The organism is Duganella levis (assembly GCF_009857605.1).
Taxonomy (GTDB): domain Bacteria; phylum Pseudomonadota; class Gammaproteobacteria; order Burkholderiales; family Burkholderiaceae_D; genus Rugamonas; species Rugamonas levis.
This window is the reverse complement of the sequence record NZ_WWCT01000017.1, coordinates 25,710-43,377: the sequence shown is the minus strand read 5'-3', so window position 1 is coordinate 43,377 and position 17,668 is coordinate 25,710. Positions and strand designations below refer to the sequence as shown.

General features: G+C 59.7%; 21 protein-coding genes and 7 tRNA genes. 10 read left to right on the top strand and 18 right to left on the bottom strand.

The annotated features are described in order from the left end of the window. Nucleotides 1-23: 23 nt before the first annotated feature. From msrB to GTP69_RS19600, 5 genes are read left to right on the top strand one after another with little or no spacing between them, the layout of a single operon-like run. The gene (msrB, locus tag GTP69_RS19620) at nucleotides 24-509 is read left to right on the top strand and encodes a peptide-methionine (R)-S-oxide reductase MsrB (RefSeq protein WP_161056433.1); all 486 of its coding nucleotides are present in this window, start codon (nucleotides 24-26) and stop codon (nucleotides 507-509) included. Between the two features lie 15 nt (nucleotides 510-524). After that, on the top strand, nucleotides 525-2,423 hold the full coding sequence (locus GTP69_RS19615) for a cytochrome c biogenesis protein DipZ (RefSeq protein ID WP_161056432.1): 1,899 nt from the start codon (nucleotides 525-527) through the stop codon (nucleotides 2,421-2,423). Nucleotides 2,424-2,437: 14 nt separating this feature from the next. Next, the gene (gene msrA, locus GTP69_RS19610) at nucleotides 2,438-3,139 is read left to right on the top strand and encodes a peptide-methionine (S)-S-oxide reductase MsrA (protein ID WP_161056431.1); all 702 of its coding nucleotides are present in this window, start codon (nucleotides 2,438-2,440) and stop codon (nucleotides 3,137-3,139) included. A gap of 58 nt (nucleotides 3,140-3,197) precedes the next feature. Further along, the gene (locus GTP69_RS19605; protein ID WP_161056430.1) at nucleotides 3,198-3,842 is read left to right on the top strand and encodes a hypothetical protein; all 645 of its coding nucleotides are present in this window, start codon (nucleotides 3,198-3,200) and stop codon (nucleotides 3,840-3,842) included. A gap of 19 nt (nucleotides 3,843-3,861) precedes the next feature. Then, nucleotides 3,862-4,584, top strand: coding sequence for a TOTE conflict system archaeo-eukaryotic primase domain-containing protein (locus tag GTP69_RS19600; protein ID WP_161056429.1), 723 nt, complete (start codon nucleotides 3,862-3,864; stop codon nucleotides 4,582-4,584). On the opposite strand, the gene GTP69_RS19595 is transcribed toward GTP69_RS19600, so the two are convergent. The 3 genes from GTP69_RS19595 to earP form a co-directional block, all read right to left on the bottom strand. After that, nucleotides 4,581-6,191 (bottom strand): amidase, encoded by a 1,611-nt coding sequence (locus GTP69_RS19595; RefSeq protein ID WP_161056428.1) that lies wholly within the window; start codon nucleotides 6,189-6,191, stop codon nucleotides 4,581-4,583. The genes GTP69_RS19600 and GTP69_RS19595 overlap by 4 nt on opposite strands. Before the next feature lie 154 nt (nucleotides 6,192-6,345). Then, nucleotides 6,346-6,921 carry an elongation factor P gene (locus GTP69_RS19590; RefSeq protein WP_110848779.1) on the bottom strand — a complete coding sequence of 192 codons (576 nt, stop codon included), beginning with the start codon at nucleotides 6,919-6,921 and terminating at the stop codon, nucleotides 6,346-6,348. Between the two features lie 122 nt (nucleotides 6,922-7,043). Further along, nucleotides 7,044-8,162: an elongation factor P maturation arginine rhamnosyltransferase EarP gene (gene earP / locus GTP69_RS19585; RefSeq protein ID WP_161056427.1), complete on the bottom strand. Its 1,119-nt coding sequence runs from the start codon at nucleotides 8,160-8,162 to the stop codon at nucleotides 7,044-7,046. A 151-nt stretch (nucleotides 8,163-8,313) separates the two neighbouring features. On the opposite strand from earP, the gene GTP69_RS19580 reads away from it, so the two are divergent. The 3 genes from GTP69_RS19580 (at nucleotide 8,314) to GTP69_RS19570 (ending at nucleotide 11,895) form a co-directional block, all read left to right on the top strand. Further along, complete coding sequence (locus GTP69_RS19580) at nucleotides 8,314-9,456, top strand: hypothetical protein (protein WP_161056426.1); 1,143 nt, start codon at nucleotides 8,314-8,316, stop codon at nucleotides 9,454-9,456. A gap of 89 nt (nucleotides 9,457-9,545) precedes the next feature. Further along, entirely contained in the window at nucleotides 9,546-9,848 is a 303-nt protein-coding gene (locus tag GTP69_RS19575; RefSeq protein ID WP_161056425.1) for a hypothetical protein, read from the top strand. 10 nt (nucleotides 9,849-9,858) lie between these two features. Further along, nucleotides 9,859-11,895, top strand: coding sequence for a S8 family serine peptidase (locus GTP69_RS19570; RefSeq protein ID WP_161056424.1), 2,037 nt, complete (start codon nucleotides 9,859-9,861; stop codon nucleotides 11,893-11,895). A gap of 45 nt (nucleotides 11,896-11,940) precedes the next feature. Here GTP69_RS19570 and GTP69_RS19565 read toward each other — a convergent pair. Next, nucleotides 11,941-12,016 (bottom strand) — tRNA-Glu (locus tag GTP69_RS19565). A gap of 37 nt (nucleotides 12,017-12,053) precedes the next feature. Then, nucleotides 12,054-12,129 (bottom strand) — tRNA-Glu (locus GTP69_RS19560). 177 nt (nucleotides 12,130-12,306) lie between these two features. Here GTP69_RS19560 and GTP69_RS19555 point away from each other — a divergent pair. Both GTP69_RS19555 and GTP69_RS19550 read left to right on the top strand, forming a co-directional pair. Further along, a complete protein-coding gene (locus GTP69_RS19555; protein WP_161056423.1) occupies nucleotides 12,307-12,579 on the top strand; it encodes a hypothetical protein in 273 nt (90 codons plus the stop codon). Beyond that, nucleotides 12,546-12,971, top strand: coding sequence for a PIN domain-containing protein (locus tag GTP69_RS19550; protein WP_161056422.1), 426 nt, complete (start codon nucleotides 12,546-12,548; stop codon nucleotides 12,969-12,971). The genes GTP69_RS19555 and GTP69_RS19550 overlap by 34 nt, the downstream gene beginning before the upstream one ends. A gap of 13 nt (nucleotides 12,972-12,984) precedes the next feature. On the opposite strand, the gene GTP69_RS19545 is transcribed toward GTP69_RS19550, so the two are convergent. The 13 genes from GTP69_RS19545 to GTP69_RS19485 form a co-directional block, all read right to left on the bottom strand. After that, a complete protein-coding gene (locus GTP69_RS19545; RefSeq protein WP_161056421.1) occupies nucleotides 12,985-13,701 on the bottom strand; it encodes an MgtC/SapB family protein in 717 nt (238 codons plus the stop codon). Nucleotides 13,702-14,134: 433 nt separating this feature from the next. Further along, complete coding sequence (locus tag GTP69_RS19540; protein ID WP_161056420.1) at nucleotides 14,135-14,437, bottom strand: hypothetical protein; 303 nt, start codon at nucleotides 14,435-14,437, stop codon at nucleotides 14,135-14,137. A 163-nt stretch (nucleotides 14,438-14,600) separates the two neighbouring features. Then, nucleotides 14,601-15,233: a hypothetical protein gene (locus GTP69_RS19535; RefSeq protein WP_161056419.1), complete on the bottom strand. Its 633-nt coding sequence runs from the start codon at nucleotides 15,231-15,233 to the stop codon at nucleotides 14,601-14,603. Between the two features lie 61 nt (nucleotides 15,234-15,294). Beyond that, nucleotides 15,295-15,621, bottom strand: a complete 327-nt coding sequence (locus tag GTP69_RS19530; protein WP_161056418.1) for a DUF6968 family protein — start codon at nucleotides 15,619-15,621, stop codon at nucleotides 15,295-15,297. Between the two features lie 152 nt (nucleotides 15,622-15,773). Then, entirely contained in the window at nucleotides 15,774-16,052 is a 279-nt protein-coding gene (locus GTP69_RS19525; protein ID WP_161056417.1) for a hypothetical protein, read from the bottom strand. Between the two features lie 33 nt (nucleotides 16,053-16,085). Next, nucleotides 16,086-16,391 carry a hypothetical protein gene (locus GTP69_RS19520; protein ID WP_161056416.1) on the bottom strand — a complete coding sequence of 102 codons (306 nt, stop codon included), beginning with the start codon at nucleotides 16,389-16,391 and terminating at the stop codon, nucleotides 16,086-16,088. 22 nt (nucleotides 16,392-16,413) lie between these two features. Continuing rightward, nucleotides 16,414-16,809: a YunG family protein gene (locus tag GTP69_RS19515; protein WP_161056415.1), complete on the bottom strand. Its 396-nt coding sequence runs from the start codon at nucleotides 16,807-16,809 to the stop codon at nucleotides 16,414-16,416. Nucleotides 16,810-16,813: 4 nt separating this feature from the next. Next, the gene (locus tag GTP69_RS19510; protein ID WP_161056414.1) at nucleotides 16,814-16,969 is read right to left on the bottom strand and encodes a hypothetical protein; all 156 of its coding nucleotides are present in this window, start codon (nucleotides 16,967-16,969) and stop codon (nucleotides 16,814-16,816) included. 132 nt (nucleotides 16,970-17,101) lie between these two features. Continuing rightward, nucleotides 17,102-17,177 (bottom strand) — tRNA-Glu (locus GTP69_RS19505). Nucleotides 17,178-17,211: 34 nt separating this feature from the next. Beyond that, nucleotides 17,212-17,287 (bottom strand) — tRNA-Ala (locus GTP69_RS19500). A 45-nt stretch (nucleotides 17,288-17,332) separates the two neighbouring features. Beyond that, nucleotides 17,333-17,408, bottom strand: a tRNA-Glu gene (locus GTP69_RS19495). Nucleotides 17,409-17,444: 36 nt separating this feature from the next. After that, nucleotides 17,445-17,520: transfer RNA gene (locus GTP69_RS19490), tRNA-Ala, on the bottom strand. A gap of 40 nt (nucleotides 17,521-17,560) precedes the next feature. Beyond that, a tRNA-Glu gene (locus GTP69_RS19485) sits at nucleotides 17,561-17,636 on the bottom strand. Nucleotides 17,637-17,668: the final 32 nt, after the last annotated feature.

Below are 17,668 nucleotides of genomic sequence, written 5' to 3'. Positions count from 1 at the left end.
TCATTCCACCTACGGAGACCAGCATGACAACCAGACGTTCTTTCCTGCTCACCAGCGGCGCCGCCCTGCTGGCCAGCGTCGCCTACCGCAGCACCATCGCCGGCCCCGCCGCCGCATGGGAAGTCACCCACACCGACGCCGAATGGCGCGCCCTGCTCTCACCGGCCCAGTACGAGGTGCTGCGCAAGCACGGCACCGAACGGCCGTTCAGCAGCCCATTGTACAAGGAGCACCGCGCCGGCAAATTCGTGTGCGCCGGCTGCCAGAATCCGCTGTTCTCGTCGAAGAACAAATTCGATAGCGGCACCGGCTGGCCAAGCTTCTGGAAGCCGCTGGACCGTGGCGTGATCACCAGCCGCACCAACGCGCTCGGCCTGTACGGCGTGGAAGTGGTGTGCCGCCGCTGCGGCAGCCATCTGGGCGACGTGTTCGACGACGGCCCGGAACCGACCGGCCTGCGCTACTGCATCGACGGCGTCGCGCTCAACTTCGCCGCCGGCGAAGCCTGATAAGGAGATCACATCATGTTACTGATACTGCTTGCTTATCTCGGCGGCGCGCTGACCATTGTCAGCCCATGCATTCTGCCGGTGCTGCCGTTTGTGTTTGCCCGCACCGGCCAACCATTTGCGCGTAGCGCCCTGCCGCTGCTGGCCGGTATGGCGGTGACCTTTGCGCTGGTCGCCACGCTGGCTGCCGTTGGCGGCGGCTGGGTGGTGCAAGCCAACCAGTACGGCCGCTGGCTGGCACTGGCGCTGATGGCTTTCTTCGGCCTGACCTTGCTGCTGCCGCATCTGGCGGATCGCCTGACCAAGCCACTGGTGGCGCTGGGCGACAAGCTGTCCAACAAGGCGCAACAGGCTGACGCCTCCGGTTCAAGTGCAGCCGGCGCGCGCTCGTCCTTCCTGCTTGGCGTGGCGACCGGCTTGCTGTGGGCGCCGTGCGCCGGACCGGTACTGGGCCTCGTGCTGACCGGCGCGGCGCTGAATGGCGCCAGCGTTGGCACCACGCTGCTGCTGTTGGCGTATGCCGCCGGCGCCGCCACTTCGCTGGCACTGGCGCTGCTGGTCGGCGGTAAAGTCTTCAGCGCGATGAAGCGCTCGCTGGGCGCCGGCGAGTGGGTTCGCCGTGGCTTGGGCGCGGCAATGCTGGCCGGCGTGGCAGCCATCGCCACCGGCCTCGATACCGGCCTGCTGACGCAAGTGTCGACCGTCGCCACTTCCGGCGTCGAGCAAAAGCTGATCGATACGCTAGCCCCGCGCAGCAATCCAGAGAGCGATAACGTGCCTGCCGAAGGTGGCGCCATGATGCGCAGCGCAGCAGCGGCCCGCAGCGACGAAACCGCACCGGGCGGCGCGATGATGTCGCGTGCCGCCATGGTTGGCGACGCCGCCGGTCCGGCCATGCGAGCGATGCGCGCCGCAGCACATGGCAACGACGAGCTGCCGGTCGAAGGCACGCTGCCGCAGTTGGACGGCGCGGTCGAATGGCTGAACTCCAAGCCGCTGACCGCAGCACAGCTGAAAGGCAAAGTGGTGCTGGTCGACTTCTGGACCTACTCGTGCATCAACTGCTTGCGCAGCCTGCCCTACACCAAAGCCTGGGCCGAGAAGTACCGTGACCAGGGCCTGGTGGTGATCGGCGTGCACGCTCCGGAATTCGCCTTCGAGCGCAACGTCGGCAATGTGCGCAAGGCGGTCAAGGACCAGGGCATCACCTTCCCGGTGGCGATCGATAACGACTATGCGATCTGGCGCGCCTTCGGCAACCAATACTGGCCGGCGCATTACTTCATCGACGCCCAGGGCCGCATCCGCCACCATCATTTCGGCGAAGGCGAGTACGCGCAGTCAGAGCAGGTCATCCAGCAACTGCTGGAAGAAGCTGGCCGCAAAGACGTGACCAACACCGTGGTCAGCACGGAAGACGCGCACGGCGTGCAGCAGCAGTCGGACATGGGCCAGGTCGGATCGCCGGAGACCTATCTGGGCTTCGAGCGCACTCAGAATTTCGCCTCGCCGGAAAAGCAGGCAGCCAACGCCGCCCGTCAATACACAGCGCCTGCCAAGCCGGTGCTGAACCAGTGGGGCCTGGGCGGCAACTGGCTGTCGCAGGCGGAGCAGATCACGCTGAACCAGGGCAGCGGCAGCATTGTCTACCGCTTCCATGCGCGCGACCTGCATCTGGTGCTGGGGCCGACCAAGGACGGCAAGCCGGTGCGCTTCCGCGTGACCATCGACGGCGTTGCGCCGGGCCAGAACCACGGCACCGACGTCAAGGCCGACGGCAGCGGCATCGTCGACAGCCAGCGCCTGTATCAGCTGGTGCGGCAAACGGGCAATGCCGGCGATGTCGGCGACCACACCTTCAACATTGAATTCCTCGATCCCGGCGTACAAGCCTACGCCTTCACCTTCGGTTAAACAGGAGCATCGCCATGAAAAACCTTGTACTCAAAATCGGCGCACCAATCGCCTTCCTCGTCGGCGTCATCTTCCAGCAGCACGCCGCATCGGCAGCGGAAGCAGCCGTCATCATCGCGCCGCCGGCGGTGGATGAACCGGCCGGCAGCGAACACTCGGCCACCGCCATCTTTGCCGGCGGCTGCTTCTGGGGCGTGCAAGGCGTGTTCCAGCACGTGAAAGGCGTCAGCAACGCCGTCTCCGGCTATACCGGGGGCGATGCGCGCACCGCCACCTACGAGATGATCGAAAACGGCGACACCGGCCATGCGGAATCGGTGAAGATCACCTACGATCCAACGCAGGTCAGCTACGGCAAGCTGCTGCAGATCTTCTTCTCTGTAACGCACGATCCGACCACCTTGAACCGTCAGGGCGGCGACGTCGGCACGCAATACCGCTCCGCCATCTTCCCGCAAACACCGGTGCAACGCGCGGTGGCCGAGAAATATATCGCCCAGCTGGATGCCTCGCACGTGTTCAAAAAACCGCTGACGACCAGGATCGAAACGGACAAGAAGTTCTACGTGGCCGAGTCCTACCACCAGAACTACCTGACGCTGCATCCGACCGATCCTTACATCGTCTACAACGACTTGCCGAAGGTGGCGAACCTCAAACGCGTGCTGCCGGACCAGTATCGCGCGGATGCGGTCCTGGTGCGCAAGGCTATCTAGCGCCGCTTCCTGTGTGGGAATGCTAAGCTGCGCGGCATAATTCCACACAGGAGGATATGTGTCTAACCGCGTTTATTTCTACTGTTCCGATTTTGCCGGCCTGCCCGACGACGACAAGGACTTCGACGCTTTCAGCGACGCTAGCGGCATCGAATATGAAGCCAGCTACACGATTCCGCTGTTCTGGCTTGCCTTGTTCTCCGCCGGCGACATCACGCTGGCAAAGCAGAATGACCTGGACGAGGAAGACCGCAAGTACGCCTACCTGTTTGGCGACAAGGCGGCCGGCGTCGAACGCCTGCGCGCCTTGTCGCCGGCCATGCGAACCGCACTGGGCGCCCGGCGCTTCGCCCTGTACGAGGAGTGGACAGGCCGAATTGCTGCCGAGCCTTTCCAGCACATGCTGGTGCGCACTGTGGAACTGGACTGGATGGACGACGAAGGCGAATTGGAACGCCAACTGCGCGCGGCCTTCGACGACCTGGAATACGCGCGCCAGACCGGCGAATTACGGCTTGGCGACGCAATACGAAATCTCATCAGCGTGTCGGCCGGCGAAAGCCTGGAGCAGATCGAGGGTTTCCGTCTGGCCGGCTCCGCCAACGCATCCGAAGAATGGCCGCCACGCCTGACGCCACCGCCACCACCATCCGCGTCGGAGCCGGTTAAGAAGAAATCCCGATGGCTGTTCTGGCTACGCTGACATCGGCGATAATGCAGGCATGGACAAATTAATTTCAGAACTGAGAAGGCTGTTCCTGCTCAACGCCGACAATCACCAGCGCCTGCAGCATCACCTGCGCGGCGAGGCGACGTTTGCCTTCGACCTGGCGCAGGACGGCATGACGCGCGCCATCGTCATCGATTTTCACAAGGCGCACGGCGAGCAGCATTGGCTGCGCCTGTGCGAAGTCGCCAACGCGCTGCAATCGGATCTGGATTTGCCCGCACCGGCGGTCAGCGTATCCGGCGGCGAGAGCTATCGTCTGTGGCTGTCGCTGGCCTCTCCCATCTCCACCGAGCGCGCGCGCCAGTTCCTGGCCTTGCTGCACAAGGCTTACTTTGAAGACGAGGCGATTGATTTGGGCCGCACGGTAGTCGAGCTGCCGCCATGCCTGCACGTCGCCACTGGCTTGTGGGCATCGTTCATCAATCCGGGCATGGGTGGCGCGCTGGCCGAAGACCTGGGCCTGGAGATGCCACCGAATGAGTTGTCGCAGGCGGCCTTCCTGGAAAAGCTGCACTGCATCAGCGACGAAGCATTCGCGCACGCGATGGACACGCTGCAACGCCGCCACACCGCAGTCAAAGCCGCGCCGGCGCCCATGCCATCAGCCGCCACGCCGCAAGGCCTGCTGCTGAAAGACGCCACGCTGGAAGACATCGTCAAGCACCTGCACGCATTGGGCATCGAGCCCACCTTCCGTCACGTACTGAAAAACTAGCGCACCGCCAGCGATACGCTCGGCGGGAACTGCGGCGCGCGCCGGTGCAGCGTCGCCTGTTCATATGCATACGCCATGCGGATCAAGGCCGCCTCGCTGTAGGCCGCGCCGACAAACGACAAGCCCACCGGCAGCCCATGCACATGCCCGGCCGGCACCGTGATGTGCGGATAGCCCGCCACCGCCGCCGGCGACGAGAAGCCGCCGACAAAATGATCGCCGTTGATGAAATCCGTCAGCCACGCCGGGCCGCCGGTCGGCGCCACCAGTGCGTCGAGCTGGTGCTGCTTCATCACCTGGTCGATGCCTTCCGCGCGCGCGTAGCGGCGGTTATTGGCCAGCGCCTCCTTGTAGGCCGGCGATTCCAGCCCGCCCTTGGCCTGCGACTGCTCCAGGTAATCCTGCCCGAAGTAAGGCATCTCCTGCTGCTGATGCTTCTGGTTGAAGGCAATCACGTCGGCCATATTGGACACCGGCGCGTTCGGCGCATACTCCTTCAGGTACGTTTCCAGATCGGTCTTGAATTCGTACAGCAGCACTTCGGTTTCGCTGTCGCCGTACTTGCCGACGTTGGGCACTTCGGTTTCAACCAGCACCGCGCCTTGCGCCTTCAGGTCCAATAGCGCTTTCTCGATCACCGCGTCCAGCTCCGCCAGATGGCCGAAGAAATTACGCGCCACGCCGATGCGCACGCCTTTCAGGCCGCCCTTGTCCAGCGCCGCGCGGTAGTCGCCGACCTTGCCGACGCTTTCCGACGTCACCGGATCTTTCGGGTCCACGCCCGCCATCGCCGACAGCATCAGGGCCGCATCGGCGACGCTGCGCGCCATCGGGCCGGCGGTGTCCTGCGAATGCGCGATCGGGATAATGCCGCTGCGGCTGACCAGGCCCAATGTCGGCTTGATGCCAACCAGCCCGCAAATCGACGCCGGCGACACGATCGAACCATCGGTCTCGGTGCCTACCGCCAGCGTCGCCAGGCCGGCCGCAATCGCCGCGCCGGAGCCGGAGCTGGAACCGCTGCAATTGCGGTCCAGCGAATACGGATTCAAGGTCAAGCCACCGCGCCCGCTCCAGCCGCTGATGGAATTGGTGGAGCGCATATTGGCCCACTCGCTCAAATTGGTCTTGCCGATGATAACCGCGCCGGCCGCCCGCAGCTGCGCCGTCACATGCGCATCGCGCGCCGCGCGCACGCCGGCCAGCGCCAGCGAACCGGCCGTGGTGCTCATGCGGTCGCCGGTGGCGATGTTATCTTTCAGCAGAACCGGGATGCCGTGCAGCGGGCCGCGCACGCGCTTGAGGTTGCGCTCGCGGTCCATGTCCAGCGCGATTTTCAGCGCTTCGGGATTGATTTCGATGATGGAGTTCAGGCGCGGGCCAGACTTGTCGATGGTCTTGATGCGCGCCAGATATTGCGACGTCAGCGAATGCGAGGTCAGCTTGCCGGCCTCCATCATCTGCTGCTGTTCCCAGACGCCCGCGTCGAGTATGCCGCCCGTGCCGAGCTGCCGCGCCGCAGCATTGCTCGGCGCCGCCAACACCCGGTTGCCGCTCGTGACAGCCCCCGCCGCCAGCCCCATTTTTACGAAATCCCTGCGATCCATGCCATCCTCGTGGTTGGTTTTGCTTTGATCACTAATTCGCCGCATTTATTGCGTTGCATTAATATATCAGCAGGTTGCAACTTACACCACAAAAATTGACGAAAAAAAAGCACACCGACTTGCGCGGGTGTGCTTTTCTTACAAAAACGTCGTCTTAGTTACGGACAACTTTCTTGAATTCGTTGGTGCGGGTGTCGATTTCGATCAGGTCGTCTTGCGAAACGAACAGTGGCACCTGGATCGAGAACTGCTTCGATTCGATGGCGTTTTCGATTTTCGCTTCTTTGGTCACGTTGCCCGAAGTGTTGCCTTTAACTGCAGGCTCCGAGTACACGATCTGACGCTGGATGGTGGTTGGCAGTTCTACCGAGATGGCTTTGCCATCGTAGAACACGGCTTCGCATTCCATGCCGTCTTTCAGGTAGTTCAGCGATTCGCCCAGGTTTTCTTCTTCGATTTCGTACTGTTCGTAGTCAGCGTCCATGAACACGTACAGTGGATCGGCGAAGTACGAGTAGGTCACTGGCTTTTTGTCCAGAACCACGACGTCGAACTTGTCGTCACCGCGGAATACGTTTTCCAGCGGTGCGTTGGTCAGCAGGTTCTTCATCTTCCACTTGTAGGTGAAGCCCGTGCGGCTCGAACCATTGACATCGGAGCGCAGCACGATGAATGGCTTAGCGTCAACCATAATGATATTGCCAACACGAATTTCTTTTGCAGGTTTCATAGTAATTCTACTTAATAAGGTGGTTGCGTAAAGATCATCGTCGCCACGCAGGCTTACGTTTGATCGGGTAAAAAATGCGTCAGAGATTAACCCGGCATTGTACCTTGTTTTTCCGGCAGCGCCTATCTCAGCGTGGCTGCAAACGACAGCATATTGCTGGCTAGATCGCCGTACGCCAGCATTTGCTGCTGCCATTCGGCGGCGCGGACGGTAGCAACGGCGCTCTCTCCCGCCAGCGCGCCCCATAAGGCGGACCAGTCGTCGCCACTCGCGGCGGCGCCGTTCCAGGCCAGCGAGAACGCGGCCAGGCCCGGCAGCTCGCCGGCGTAGCGTTGCAGGAAGGCGCGCAGCTTCTTGTGGTGCAGGTTTTCGTCCTGCGGGTAGATGTGCCAGATGAACGGCTTGCCGGCCCACTGCGCGCGCACGAAGGAATCCTCGCCGCGCACGAAATTCAAATCGCAAGCCCACAGCAGCTTGTCGTAATCCGGCTGCGGCAAGAAGGGCAGCACCCGCACCGTCAGCGCGCCATGCGTGGCGACCTCGCCCGCCTTGCCTTCGCCGCCGATGAAGGCGCGCACGGCATCGGCCGCCACGCCTTCCGGCACCAGGCAGGCGACCGGTGTGGCGCCCTGCTGCCACACCTCGAACAACGCCGCCACCGGCGCGTGCGGATAGCAGAACAGCGACACCTTGGTGGCCGCCATCTCGTCCGGCGTCAGACCCAGTTGCTGGAGGAACGGCGCCGGCGCGAATTGCAGGCGTTGCTGTTCCAGCGCCGCCTCGCGCAGCAGGCCGCCGGTTTTTTCGGTAAAGCCCGGGAAGAAGAAATGCTTGACCAGCGACTGCGGCTGCGACGACGGCAGGCGGTGGCAGCCCTCTACCCACTCTTCTGCCGTCAGCCCTTCCAGGTTGAACCATACGGGACGTGATTGGCGCTGCGCCATGGCGTTGATGTAACCGGGCGGCAGATCGACCGCGAAGAATTCAACCACGATGTCCGCCACCTCGTCCGGCGTGTAGATGTCGTCCTGGCTGCGCCAGTGACGCACGGTCACGCCCTCCACCTGCTGGCGTTCGGCAGCCACGTCCACCGGCGGGCAGATGCGCTGGAAGCTGGCCAGGTCATCGACATACAGCGTGACCGCCAGCCCATGCTCGCGCACCAGCTGTTTGGCGAGACGCCAGCAGATGCCGATGTCGCCGTAGTTGTCGACCACGCGGCAGAACAGGTCCAGTTTCATATGTGTGCAGGCAGAAAAAATCGAGGCTGGATGATACCTGATTACCGCGCAGCGGCCACCAAGAATACCAAAACTTCATGCATCGCCCCTAGTCCAATCCTTCCAGCGTGGCCCCCTGGCCCGCTGCAGTCACCAACAACAAGGAGATGTCATGAACGAGTTTCAACAATACTATGGACAACAAATCGCACCACAGCAATACGGCGAGCTCGCCCCGCAAGGTTTCTTCGGTGGCCTGATCGGCGCCCCGCTGGGCGGCCTGATTGGTCGCGGCATCGGCGGCCTGTTCGGCAATGCCAACCTGGGCCGCCAGATCGGTTCGGCCGCCGGCGGCATTGGCGGCGGGCTGCTGCCGTTCGGCGTCGATCCGGTCGCTGCCGCCTATGCGCAACAAGCACAACAACAGCAACTGCTACAACAAGCCCAACTGGCGCAACAAGGCCTGGCCCCGCAAGGCTGGTTCGGCAACATCATCAAGAGCGTCGCGCAGCCGCTGGGCGGCGCGATTGGCGGCGCCTTCGGTAACGCCGGCCTGGGCAACACCATCGGTGGCATCGCCGGCCAACTGGGCGGCATGCTGCCGTTTGCCGCCGACCCGGTAACACAAGCCTACGCGCAGCAAGCGCAACTCCAACAGCTGCAACAACAAGGGCTGGCGCCGCAAGGCTGGTTCGGCAACATCATCAAGAACGTGGCGCAACCACTGGGGGGCGCGATCGGCGGCGTCTTCGGTAACGCCGGCCTGGGCAACACCATCGGCGGCATCGCCGGCCATCTGGGCGGCATGCTGCCGTTTGCCGCCGACCCGGTGACGCAAGCCTATGCGCAGCAAGCGCAACTACAACAGCTACAGCAACAAGGCCTGGCGCCGCAAGGCTGGTTCAATGACCTGATGCGCAAATACCGTCCGTACACCGGCATCATCAGCCCCACCGTGCCGGTGCCGCCGCAGTCCACCATGCTGCCATTCAGCGCCGACCCGGTCACCCAGGCCTACGCCCAAGGCCAGCAGGACGTGCTGGCGCAACAAGGCCTGGCGCCGCAGGGCTGGTTCGGCAACATCATCAAGAGCGTGGCGCAGCCGCTGGGCGGCGCGATTGGCGGCGCCTTCGGTAACGCTGGCCTGGGCAACACCATCGGCGGCATCGCCGGTCAACTGGGCGGCATGCTGCCGTTCGGCGTCGATCCGGTAACGGCCGCCTACGCACAACAAGCGCAACAGGCACAGCTGGCGCAACTGGCGGCGGCACAGCAAGGCAACAGCGCGCTGTACGGCCAGCAAACCTTGCATTGATCGCGGCAGCGCCCGGACGCGGGCGCTCGCCAATTTGCCCTCCGGCGGCCCGGCTGCCGGAGGGCGCTGTGCTTTAAGGAGAATTCCTCATGCCTGAAACCTCAAGCGCCACGCAAGCCATGCCGGACAAGGCCCGCTTCCTCGTCCATGCCGCGCTCGGCGCGCCGCTCAACGACTTCCTGACGGTGGCCGCCACCGATCCCGAGATCGCCGTGGTCGACGTCATCGGCCCGCGCGACCGGCCGCACACGGCGGTCGTGGAAATCAGCCCGGACAAGGCGCGCCTGCTGGACCAGCATTTCCGCCTTACCGGCACCCCCTCGCACCAATTGACCATAGAACCGGACCGCCCGCTCTCCATGTTCGACAGCGGTGCGGCCGATCCCTTTTGAAAGGAACATCATGCCTAAAAATCCCAATGGCGGCAGCACTACGCCGCCAGACCTTCCACCTTCCGCGATTGACGGCGATACTGCCTCGCCGGCGGAAAGCAGCAGTCCTGGCGGCCGCCGCTCCGGCTCAAGCAGTGCCAGCAGCGGTGACACGCGCGCCACCGACACCATGGCCAGCGGCGCCGATGGCGAGTCCGCGCCGCAAAGCAACGGCCACGCCGGCAGCACCGGCCACGCCATCGGCGCACGCAAAAAACAATTCGTCATCGCCCCGCGCCATCAGACGGAAGCCTTGCAGACACTGGGCTTCCAGCCCCTGCAATTCGATGCGCTGGAACAGGCGCTGCGCAACAGCAACGATATCGAGGTAGTCGACAAGGTCGGTCCGCGCTCGGTGCTGAGTGCGCTGTCCGACGGCAGCGGCGCGTCGCAAGGCGTGCTGGTGGCGCGCATGACGGAGCAGAAAGCCGCCGCGCTGCACCAACAAGGCCAGGGCCGCCTGCTGGTTGAACGCGACCAGCATCTGGCGCTGATGGACCCGTCGCTGCGCCTGCCCGCCATGGTCACCGGCGTGACGCCAACCAATGGCGGGGGACCGGTGCTCAACGCCGTCATCAGCGTGGTCGGCAAGGACGGCACGCCGCAGGCCAATGCCGAGGTGTCACTATTCGGCAGCATGCTGCCCGCCAGCGGCGTGACCGACGCCAATGGCCGCGTGACCTTGTCGCTGTTTGGTGAAACGCCCGACACCGTGCGCGGCCTGTACGTCAAGCCCAAAGCCGACTACTGGAGCTTTTACCAGAGCGATCCCGACATCAGCAGCGACGAGCCTAACGTGGTGGCGCTGCGCGCGCTGTCCGACTGGCCGGCGCTGGCCGGCTTTCCGCGCCAGCGCTGCTACGGCTGGGGCCAGAAGGCCATGCGGCTCGACCAGCTGCCCGGAAACTATCGCGGCCAGGGCGTGAAAATCGCCATCATCGATTCCGGCGCCGCCACCTCGCACGACAACCTGCATGGCATCCACGCCGGCTTCGACGTGCTCAACAAGCAGACCAATCCCGATAGCTGGGACCAGGACACACTGGGCCACGGCACCCACTGTGCCGGCGTGATCGCGGCGGCCGACATCGCGTCCGGTATTCGCGGCTTCGCGCCGGATGCGGAGGTACACGCCTGCAAGTTGTTCCCCGGCGGCCAGGTCAGCCAGTTGATCGACGCGCTGGAATACTGCATCGACAAGCAGATCGACGTGGTCAACCTGTCGCTGGGCGGCGCCGAAGTATCAGAGACGCTGGAGCAGCAGATCATCCGCGCCAAGCGCGCCGGCGTGGCGTGCATCGTCGCGGCTGGCAACTCGGGCGGACCAGTGCAGTACCCTGCTTCGTCGCCCAACGTGCTGGCAGTGTCGGCTATCGGCAAGCTGGACGAATTCCCGGCCGACAGCTACCACGCGCAAACGCTGGACACCAATGTCGACGCCAACGGCTACTTCACGGCCAAGTTCAGCTGCTTCGGGCCGCAGGTGGGCGTGTGCGCGCCGGGCGTGGCGATCACCTCGTGCGTGCCGCCGAATAACTTCGCCGCCTGGGACGGCACCTCGATGGCCACGCCGCACGTGACCGGACTGGCGGCGCTGACGGTGGCGCATCATCCGGACTTCCAGACCGCGCAGTACCAGGCGCGCGGACCGGAGCGGGTCGAGCGGCTGTTCCAGATCATCCGCGCCAGCGCGCACCGCGTCAGCCTGGGCGACCAGAGCCGTACCGGTTTCGGCTTACCGGATGTGTTGTTGGCGGTGGGCTTGCAAACGCAGGCCGCGCGGACGGCGATGCAGCCGCAGCAGATGATGGGGCCGATGGTCACGCCGCTTGTCGCACCGATGATCGCGCCGTTGATGGCGACGCCGTTGATGGCGCAGGCGCCGGTGTACGATCCGTTCGCGTTCGATATGGCGCGTGCACACATGGGCAACTTCGGCATGCAGTGGCCGCAGCTGCACGTGGGCCAGTTCCCGATCCCGAAACCGTACAACCCGATCATGTGGTGAGCCCGGAAATGCAAAAAGCCGCACAAGGCGGCTTTTTGCATGATTTGGCGTCCCCAGGGGGATTCGAACCCCCGTACTCACCGTGAAAGGGTGATGTCCTAGGCCTCTAGACGATGGGGACAGAAACTGTCCGTACTGGCCGCTTGGAAATGTCGCGTTGGCGTCCCCAGGGGGATTCGAACCCCCGTACTCACCGTGAAAGGGTGATGTCCTAGGCCTCTAGACGATGGGGACATTTCCAAGGCGCGAATCATAGCAGCACCCCACCACGAACGCAATAGCCAACCCCGTTTTTGCTGAAAAAACACAGCAAGATTGGCAGTGCCGCAACGTTGCTACGACCGCAGCGGGAACCGCTGCTATTTAAATGTTATACACTAGCTTTAACCAAAACTGACGTCGAGGTAAGCCATGGCCCCCAAACAGCGGATGCCTTTCAAGCTTGCGCAAATCAGCAGCACGATAATTGAAGCCATGCGCGATCTGGGGCGTCAATCAGCAGCTCCGTCGACGAAGTTAAACGAGCAAGCCAACCTCCTTACCAAACGCCAGCGGCGTCATGCAGCGATCATGAGCATGCACGGCATCTGGAAAGACGACCCAACCAAGCCGCATGAGGGAGTCGAGTACCAGCGCGAGGTACGCGACGAATGGCAATATTCCTGTTCGACACAAATATTCTGATCGACAACTTTGAAGGAATTCCGGAAGCGGCGGCGGAATTATCCAGTTACGATGACGCAATCATCAGCTCGATTACCTGGATTGAAGTGGCGTGCAAAATGGATCGGATGCAACGTGCAGCTTTTAATGCGCTGCTTGCGGGCGCTGGCATTCGCGTTATTCATCCTGACGACAACATCATGGATCGTGCTGCCACGCTACGCGGCGCCAGCCTCGCAACCCAACAAAAAATCAAACTGCCCGATTGCATTATCCGCGCCACAGCAGAATCTCAGGCGCGAGTCATCATTACCCGCAATACCAAAGACTTCGGCAGTGAAAGTCCGGGAGTGCATGTGCCTTACGAATTAAATGGCGGCGTAGCCATCAACATCAGGGCGCCGCTGGCATGACTTAATTCATGCATTAATCCGCTGTACTAGGGCTCCAAAAAGCTTGTCGCACGAAGGCCAGTCCTTGCAACTGCGCTACCAGCAGATCCAGGTCGTCGCCATCCACAGACGTGCTGGCCAGCGTCGCCTCGATCTCCACCTCGTCGTTGCCGAAGGGATGCAGATTGAGCGCGCGGGTTGGATAGTTGCCGCGCTCCAGCGCCTCCTCCAGCTGCGCCATCACCGTTTTCTGATGCGGCCGTTCCGCGATGACGTAGACGATGTTGGTCACCTCCACCGATTCGACATCGATCGGCTTGCGGTTGATCTGATTGACGATGGGCCGCAGCAGCGTATTGGCGGCCAGCACAAACAGCGCGGCCAGCACCGCTTCGAGGATCAGATCGGCGCCTGCGGCAGCACCGACGCAGGCCGAACCCCACAGCGTCGCCGCAGTATTCAGCCCACGCACGTTGCCGTCCTCGCGCATGATCGCGCCGGCGCCGAGAAAACCGATGCCCGACACCACGTACGCAATCACATGCACCGCCCCCTCATGCCCCTGCAAGCGATTGGCCATATCGACAAACATCGCCGCGCCGACCGCCACCAGCACATTGGTCCGCAGTCCGGCAGTGCGCTGCCGATACTGCCGCTCCAACCCGATCACGCCGCCCAGCACAAACGCCGCGCCAAGCGACACCAGCGTATCCAGCAACGAGTCCATATTGATATTGGCGAGCATCTGCATAGTGAGGACCTTACCTCGGCCGAGAGGCGACAGCGAAAAGAGAGCACAATACTTTGCCAGGATTACCGGCACATGACATTGCTGAATTGGCTCATCCGCCGAGCCCTCAGTATGATCGAAGCCCCCTATTCCGCCACGACAGCAACACGAAAAAGTGCCACAGGTGGCCAACTTCGAGGAAATATTCTTTACCCCATGCTCACGACCGGCCGCTTACGCCCCATCTCGGACCCTCGAGGCCGAAGTCTCGGCAGCAGGTCATTTGTTGACGGGTACTGAAATGCAGCACAACGCATTACTTTGTATTTTCCGTTTTTTTAGACTCTTCGTAGCAGGCTGATGCATTACTACTGATGTCCTCAAGAGAGAGGTAGCTGAGAGACTCGGTATCGAACGCATTTGCGCCAAACTCTGATACCAGTACCGAGGCAATTTAAAATACGGAAGCGCATTCCAAAAAATGTCCACCGAATTCTAAAGAAATCACGGCCTTACCAGCATCTGTTGCAAGCTTGGCTTCTGGATAGTCCGATAGCAGCTCGTTGTACGTTAGCTGAGTAACGTAAAAGCCGGTCTTCTTTGCCTCATAATCGAGCGGCAAGAATCCTTTGTGTTTTTGTAGTTCATGAACTTGTGAGAGTTGAATTGGAATACTGTGGCGAACTAACGCGGCCTGCAAGCTGTCTGTCGAGGGCGGGGCTGTTAGTGCAAAAACGAGTATCAATTCAAGCGACATATAATCAATCGAAAGTTTGTGGGACAGCTAGCTCAAACCGCAAATAGAACAACATAATTACAAAGATACCCAAACATGAAAAATCTTATCTTAATGAGTTGCGAAGGTCCGATATTGGCCGATTTCGGTCTAATACGTCATGCCCATTTGATCATTATAGTTGTTAATACCGCAATGACTGAATCGATTTCAGTAAATCCATCGGGTCTGGCGGATTTGTTTTTGCAAAGAACTCTGTTCCAACGAGAATTGGTTGATAGCGAACCTTGAAGCGGGAAGAAAGCGTGGCTGCTCTATTAATAAAAATCATATCGTTAAAATGGCCTGGGGCGTTGTAATGCTTTGCCAATCGAGGTGGCAGTGCAGCATCCACAATCGTATCATCGCCTAAAGTAACCCAAGCATGAACCTGCTGGTGCCCAATTAAATCGTCTTCAGCGAAATACTCGTTCTGCAAGATTTTCAGAGTAGTGTCGAACTCATCCGTACCATTAATTATTACATTTCCTAGCACTATATCAGCAGCGATACCTCTTCCATTAAGCTGAGCGAAGATGTTCGTAGAAAGCGTTTGACAGGAATTTCCCCAGTAACCAGGTACGACGGTATCTAAAAAACCTGAGAATTGGTTTAGAAATTTTGCGGTTGCCGCTAGCGTTTCATCTGCAACAGCGAGCCTTTCAGAAATGAAAAGGGGTCGATTAAAACCTAATTTTTTTGACTCCGATATTGCGGCAGTTAGCTGAGCACGATATGAGACAGAATAGTCATCTGAGTAATCTATTGTATTTTTCATTTCGGTATGGTTCGATATGGATACGTAATACTTTTAATTTTTGAATGTCTGGTTTTGGCCGTCAGCGGCCTCCAAAAAGCGATTCAATAAATTCTGGACCGATGTGCTTTCCATCTTGTGAAAGGTCTAACACTTCACCCGTTTCAATCATCCATCTAAGTCGATTTTTGACTAAACTGATTGCCAACGACAGCGCTTGAATTGAGCTAATTCCCATTATGTCAGCATAACGTCCCTCAAAGCCAAATATTGCGCAAGGACATGCCCAGTCCATACCTTGCCTGTATGGCGCACCAATCATAATTTGCATTGGAACTGTAGTACCATCACTTTTATACCAGATGAAATCATGTGTCGCAATGACGGTGGGATTATCAATTTTCATCATATTTTTTTACTCCAGCTTGGCAGCCATGAATGTCCGCCGCTGGCCGGTTGCAGTCAACTGCAATCAGAATAACATTGGGGCAACCCACAAAACTCACAGAGTCCCACGTTTGGTTGTAGCGCTATTGGCCCGTCCCCATCGAACGATTGAACTCATTTGTCTTTGTTAGCGCGTGGTTTGAGTATAAGGGGCAATAAGAGCATTGCTACCATCACTAATCCCACTATTCCGACAATCACCGTTGTCCCTAGCCATGGGGTAAATTTTCGGAAATAGCCCACAACCGGGCCTGCAAAAAAAGCGCCAATAATGCAGCCTGCAATCACGCCAAGTATGGTACGGCAGAGAGCGCTACGTGACAGCCCAGCCTCGTATCGATTTAATTTATCCACAAAAAATCTCGTAAGTTTTGTTCTGATAAAGTGCATCATTACCGACCGCCATTGGCCGATTTCGGTCCTTGCTTAGCAGCTTTCCTGCTTCAACAATGGTCCTTTGCAACTGCCGACCAACCCAACATCAAGAACAGCACCTGCATCTTGGATAGCGCCCATGGTCATTTCAACCTGCTTATATGTAACATCTTTCTCTAACACCAAATGAATAGTTGCGCCCCTCCTCGATACCAGGGCCGCTGCGAGGTCTGCTTTAGAAGTATAAGTATTACCTTGGAAGTGAGCCCCTGACTCGGAAATAGAGATATCAGACACGTTGCCTTTGGTCGCACAACCAGAAATTACCAGCGATAAAAGTAAAATGAGATTTTTCATCCTGTACCTTGCCGATTGAGGCCTAAGCTTGCAGGTAGTCATCAACCCGCTTTAACAGCAATGCGCAGCGCAGCCTCGTCGCTTCACTATCATTCAATTCTTGACGCCCGATGACTGCGAATTCTTGAACGATGGAACCAGCCGGAAACTGCTGCCAGCTTAGATCAATGTGATACCAGTCGTCGCCAATGCGAAGCCCATTCCAGAAATGGACCTCTAGCGATTTTCCAGTCCACACCTTTCCCTTGATGATTTCTGTCTCGGGATAGTAATGCTGCACGATTCGCGACGTTGGATAGCATTGGCCGAGGGCCGGATTTCCTATTTCTTCCACGCCCAGGTAAGCGGTTTGCCTATCCCAGGAAGCAACGAGCGCATCCCGAAGTCGAAGCATGAAATCTTGCGGGCGGCGCTCCATTGTCCTACGCGATGACAGCACCGATGGCGGTGCTTGTAATCAGCCCCGAAACCAAATGCCACCACCCAGGCTCGGGCGTATGACGAGCAGCAAAACTTCCACTCACCACACCAAAAAAAACAAACCACGCAAGCAGGGAAATTTCGATTTTTCTTTTCATGCCAACAGCCTACCATGTTGCAATCAAGAAAAAATGCACAAATTGTCACGCAGATGGCGACAAGGAAGCGGAAGGAAGGATGTTGATGGGCCCAGAAAACAAAAAAGCCGCTCTAAGCGGCTTCATCATTTTTGGCGTCCCCAGGGGGATTCGAACCCCCGTACTCACCGTGAAAGGGTGATGTCCTAGGCCTCTAGACGATGGGGACCTTGGAACTACGACTTACTATCATCTCTGTGCGTTGGTGGAGGTAAGCGGGATCGAACCGCTGACCTCTTGCATGCCATGCAAGCGCTCTCCCAGCTGAGCTATACCCCCCTGGCACAGAAACTATTTACCACTACCGACCAGCCTTGGCGAAGCTGGCGTCCCCAGGGGGATTCGAACCCCCGTACTCACCGTGAAAGGGTGATGTCCTAGGCCTCTAGACGATGGGGACCTCGGAACTACGGCACTACTATCATCCTCTGTGCGTTGGTGGAGGTAAGCGGGATCGAACCGCTGACCTCTTGCATGCCATGCAAGCGCTCTCCCAGCTGAGCTATACCCCCTCTGGCACAGATTATTTACTACTACCAGCCTTGGCGAAGCTGGCGTCCCCAGGGGGATTCGAACCCCCGTACTCACCGTGAAAGGGTGATGTCCTAGGCCTCTAGACGATGGGGACCTTGGCACTACTACGGCACTACAACCTCTGCA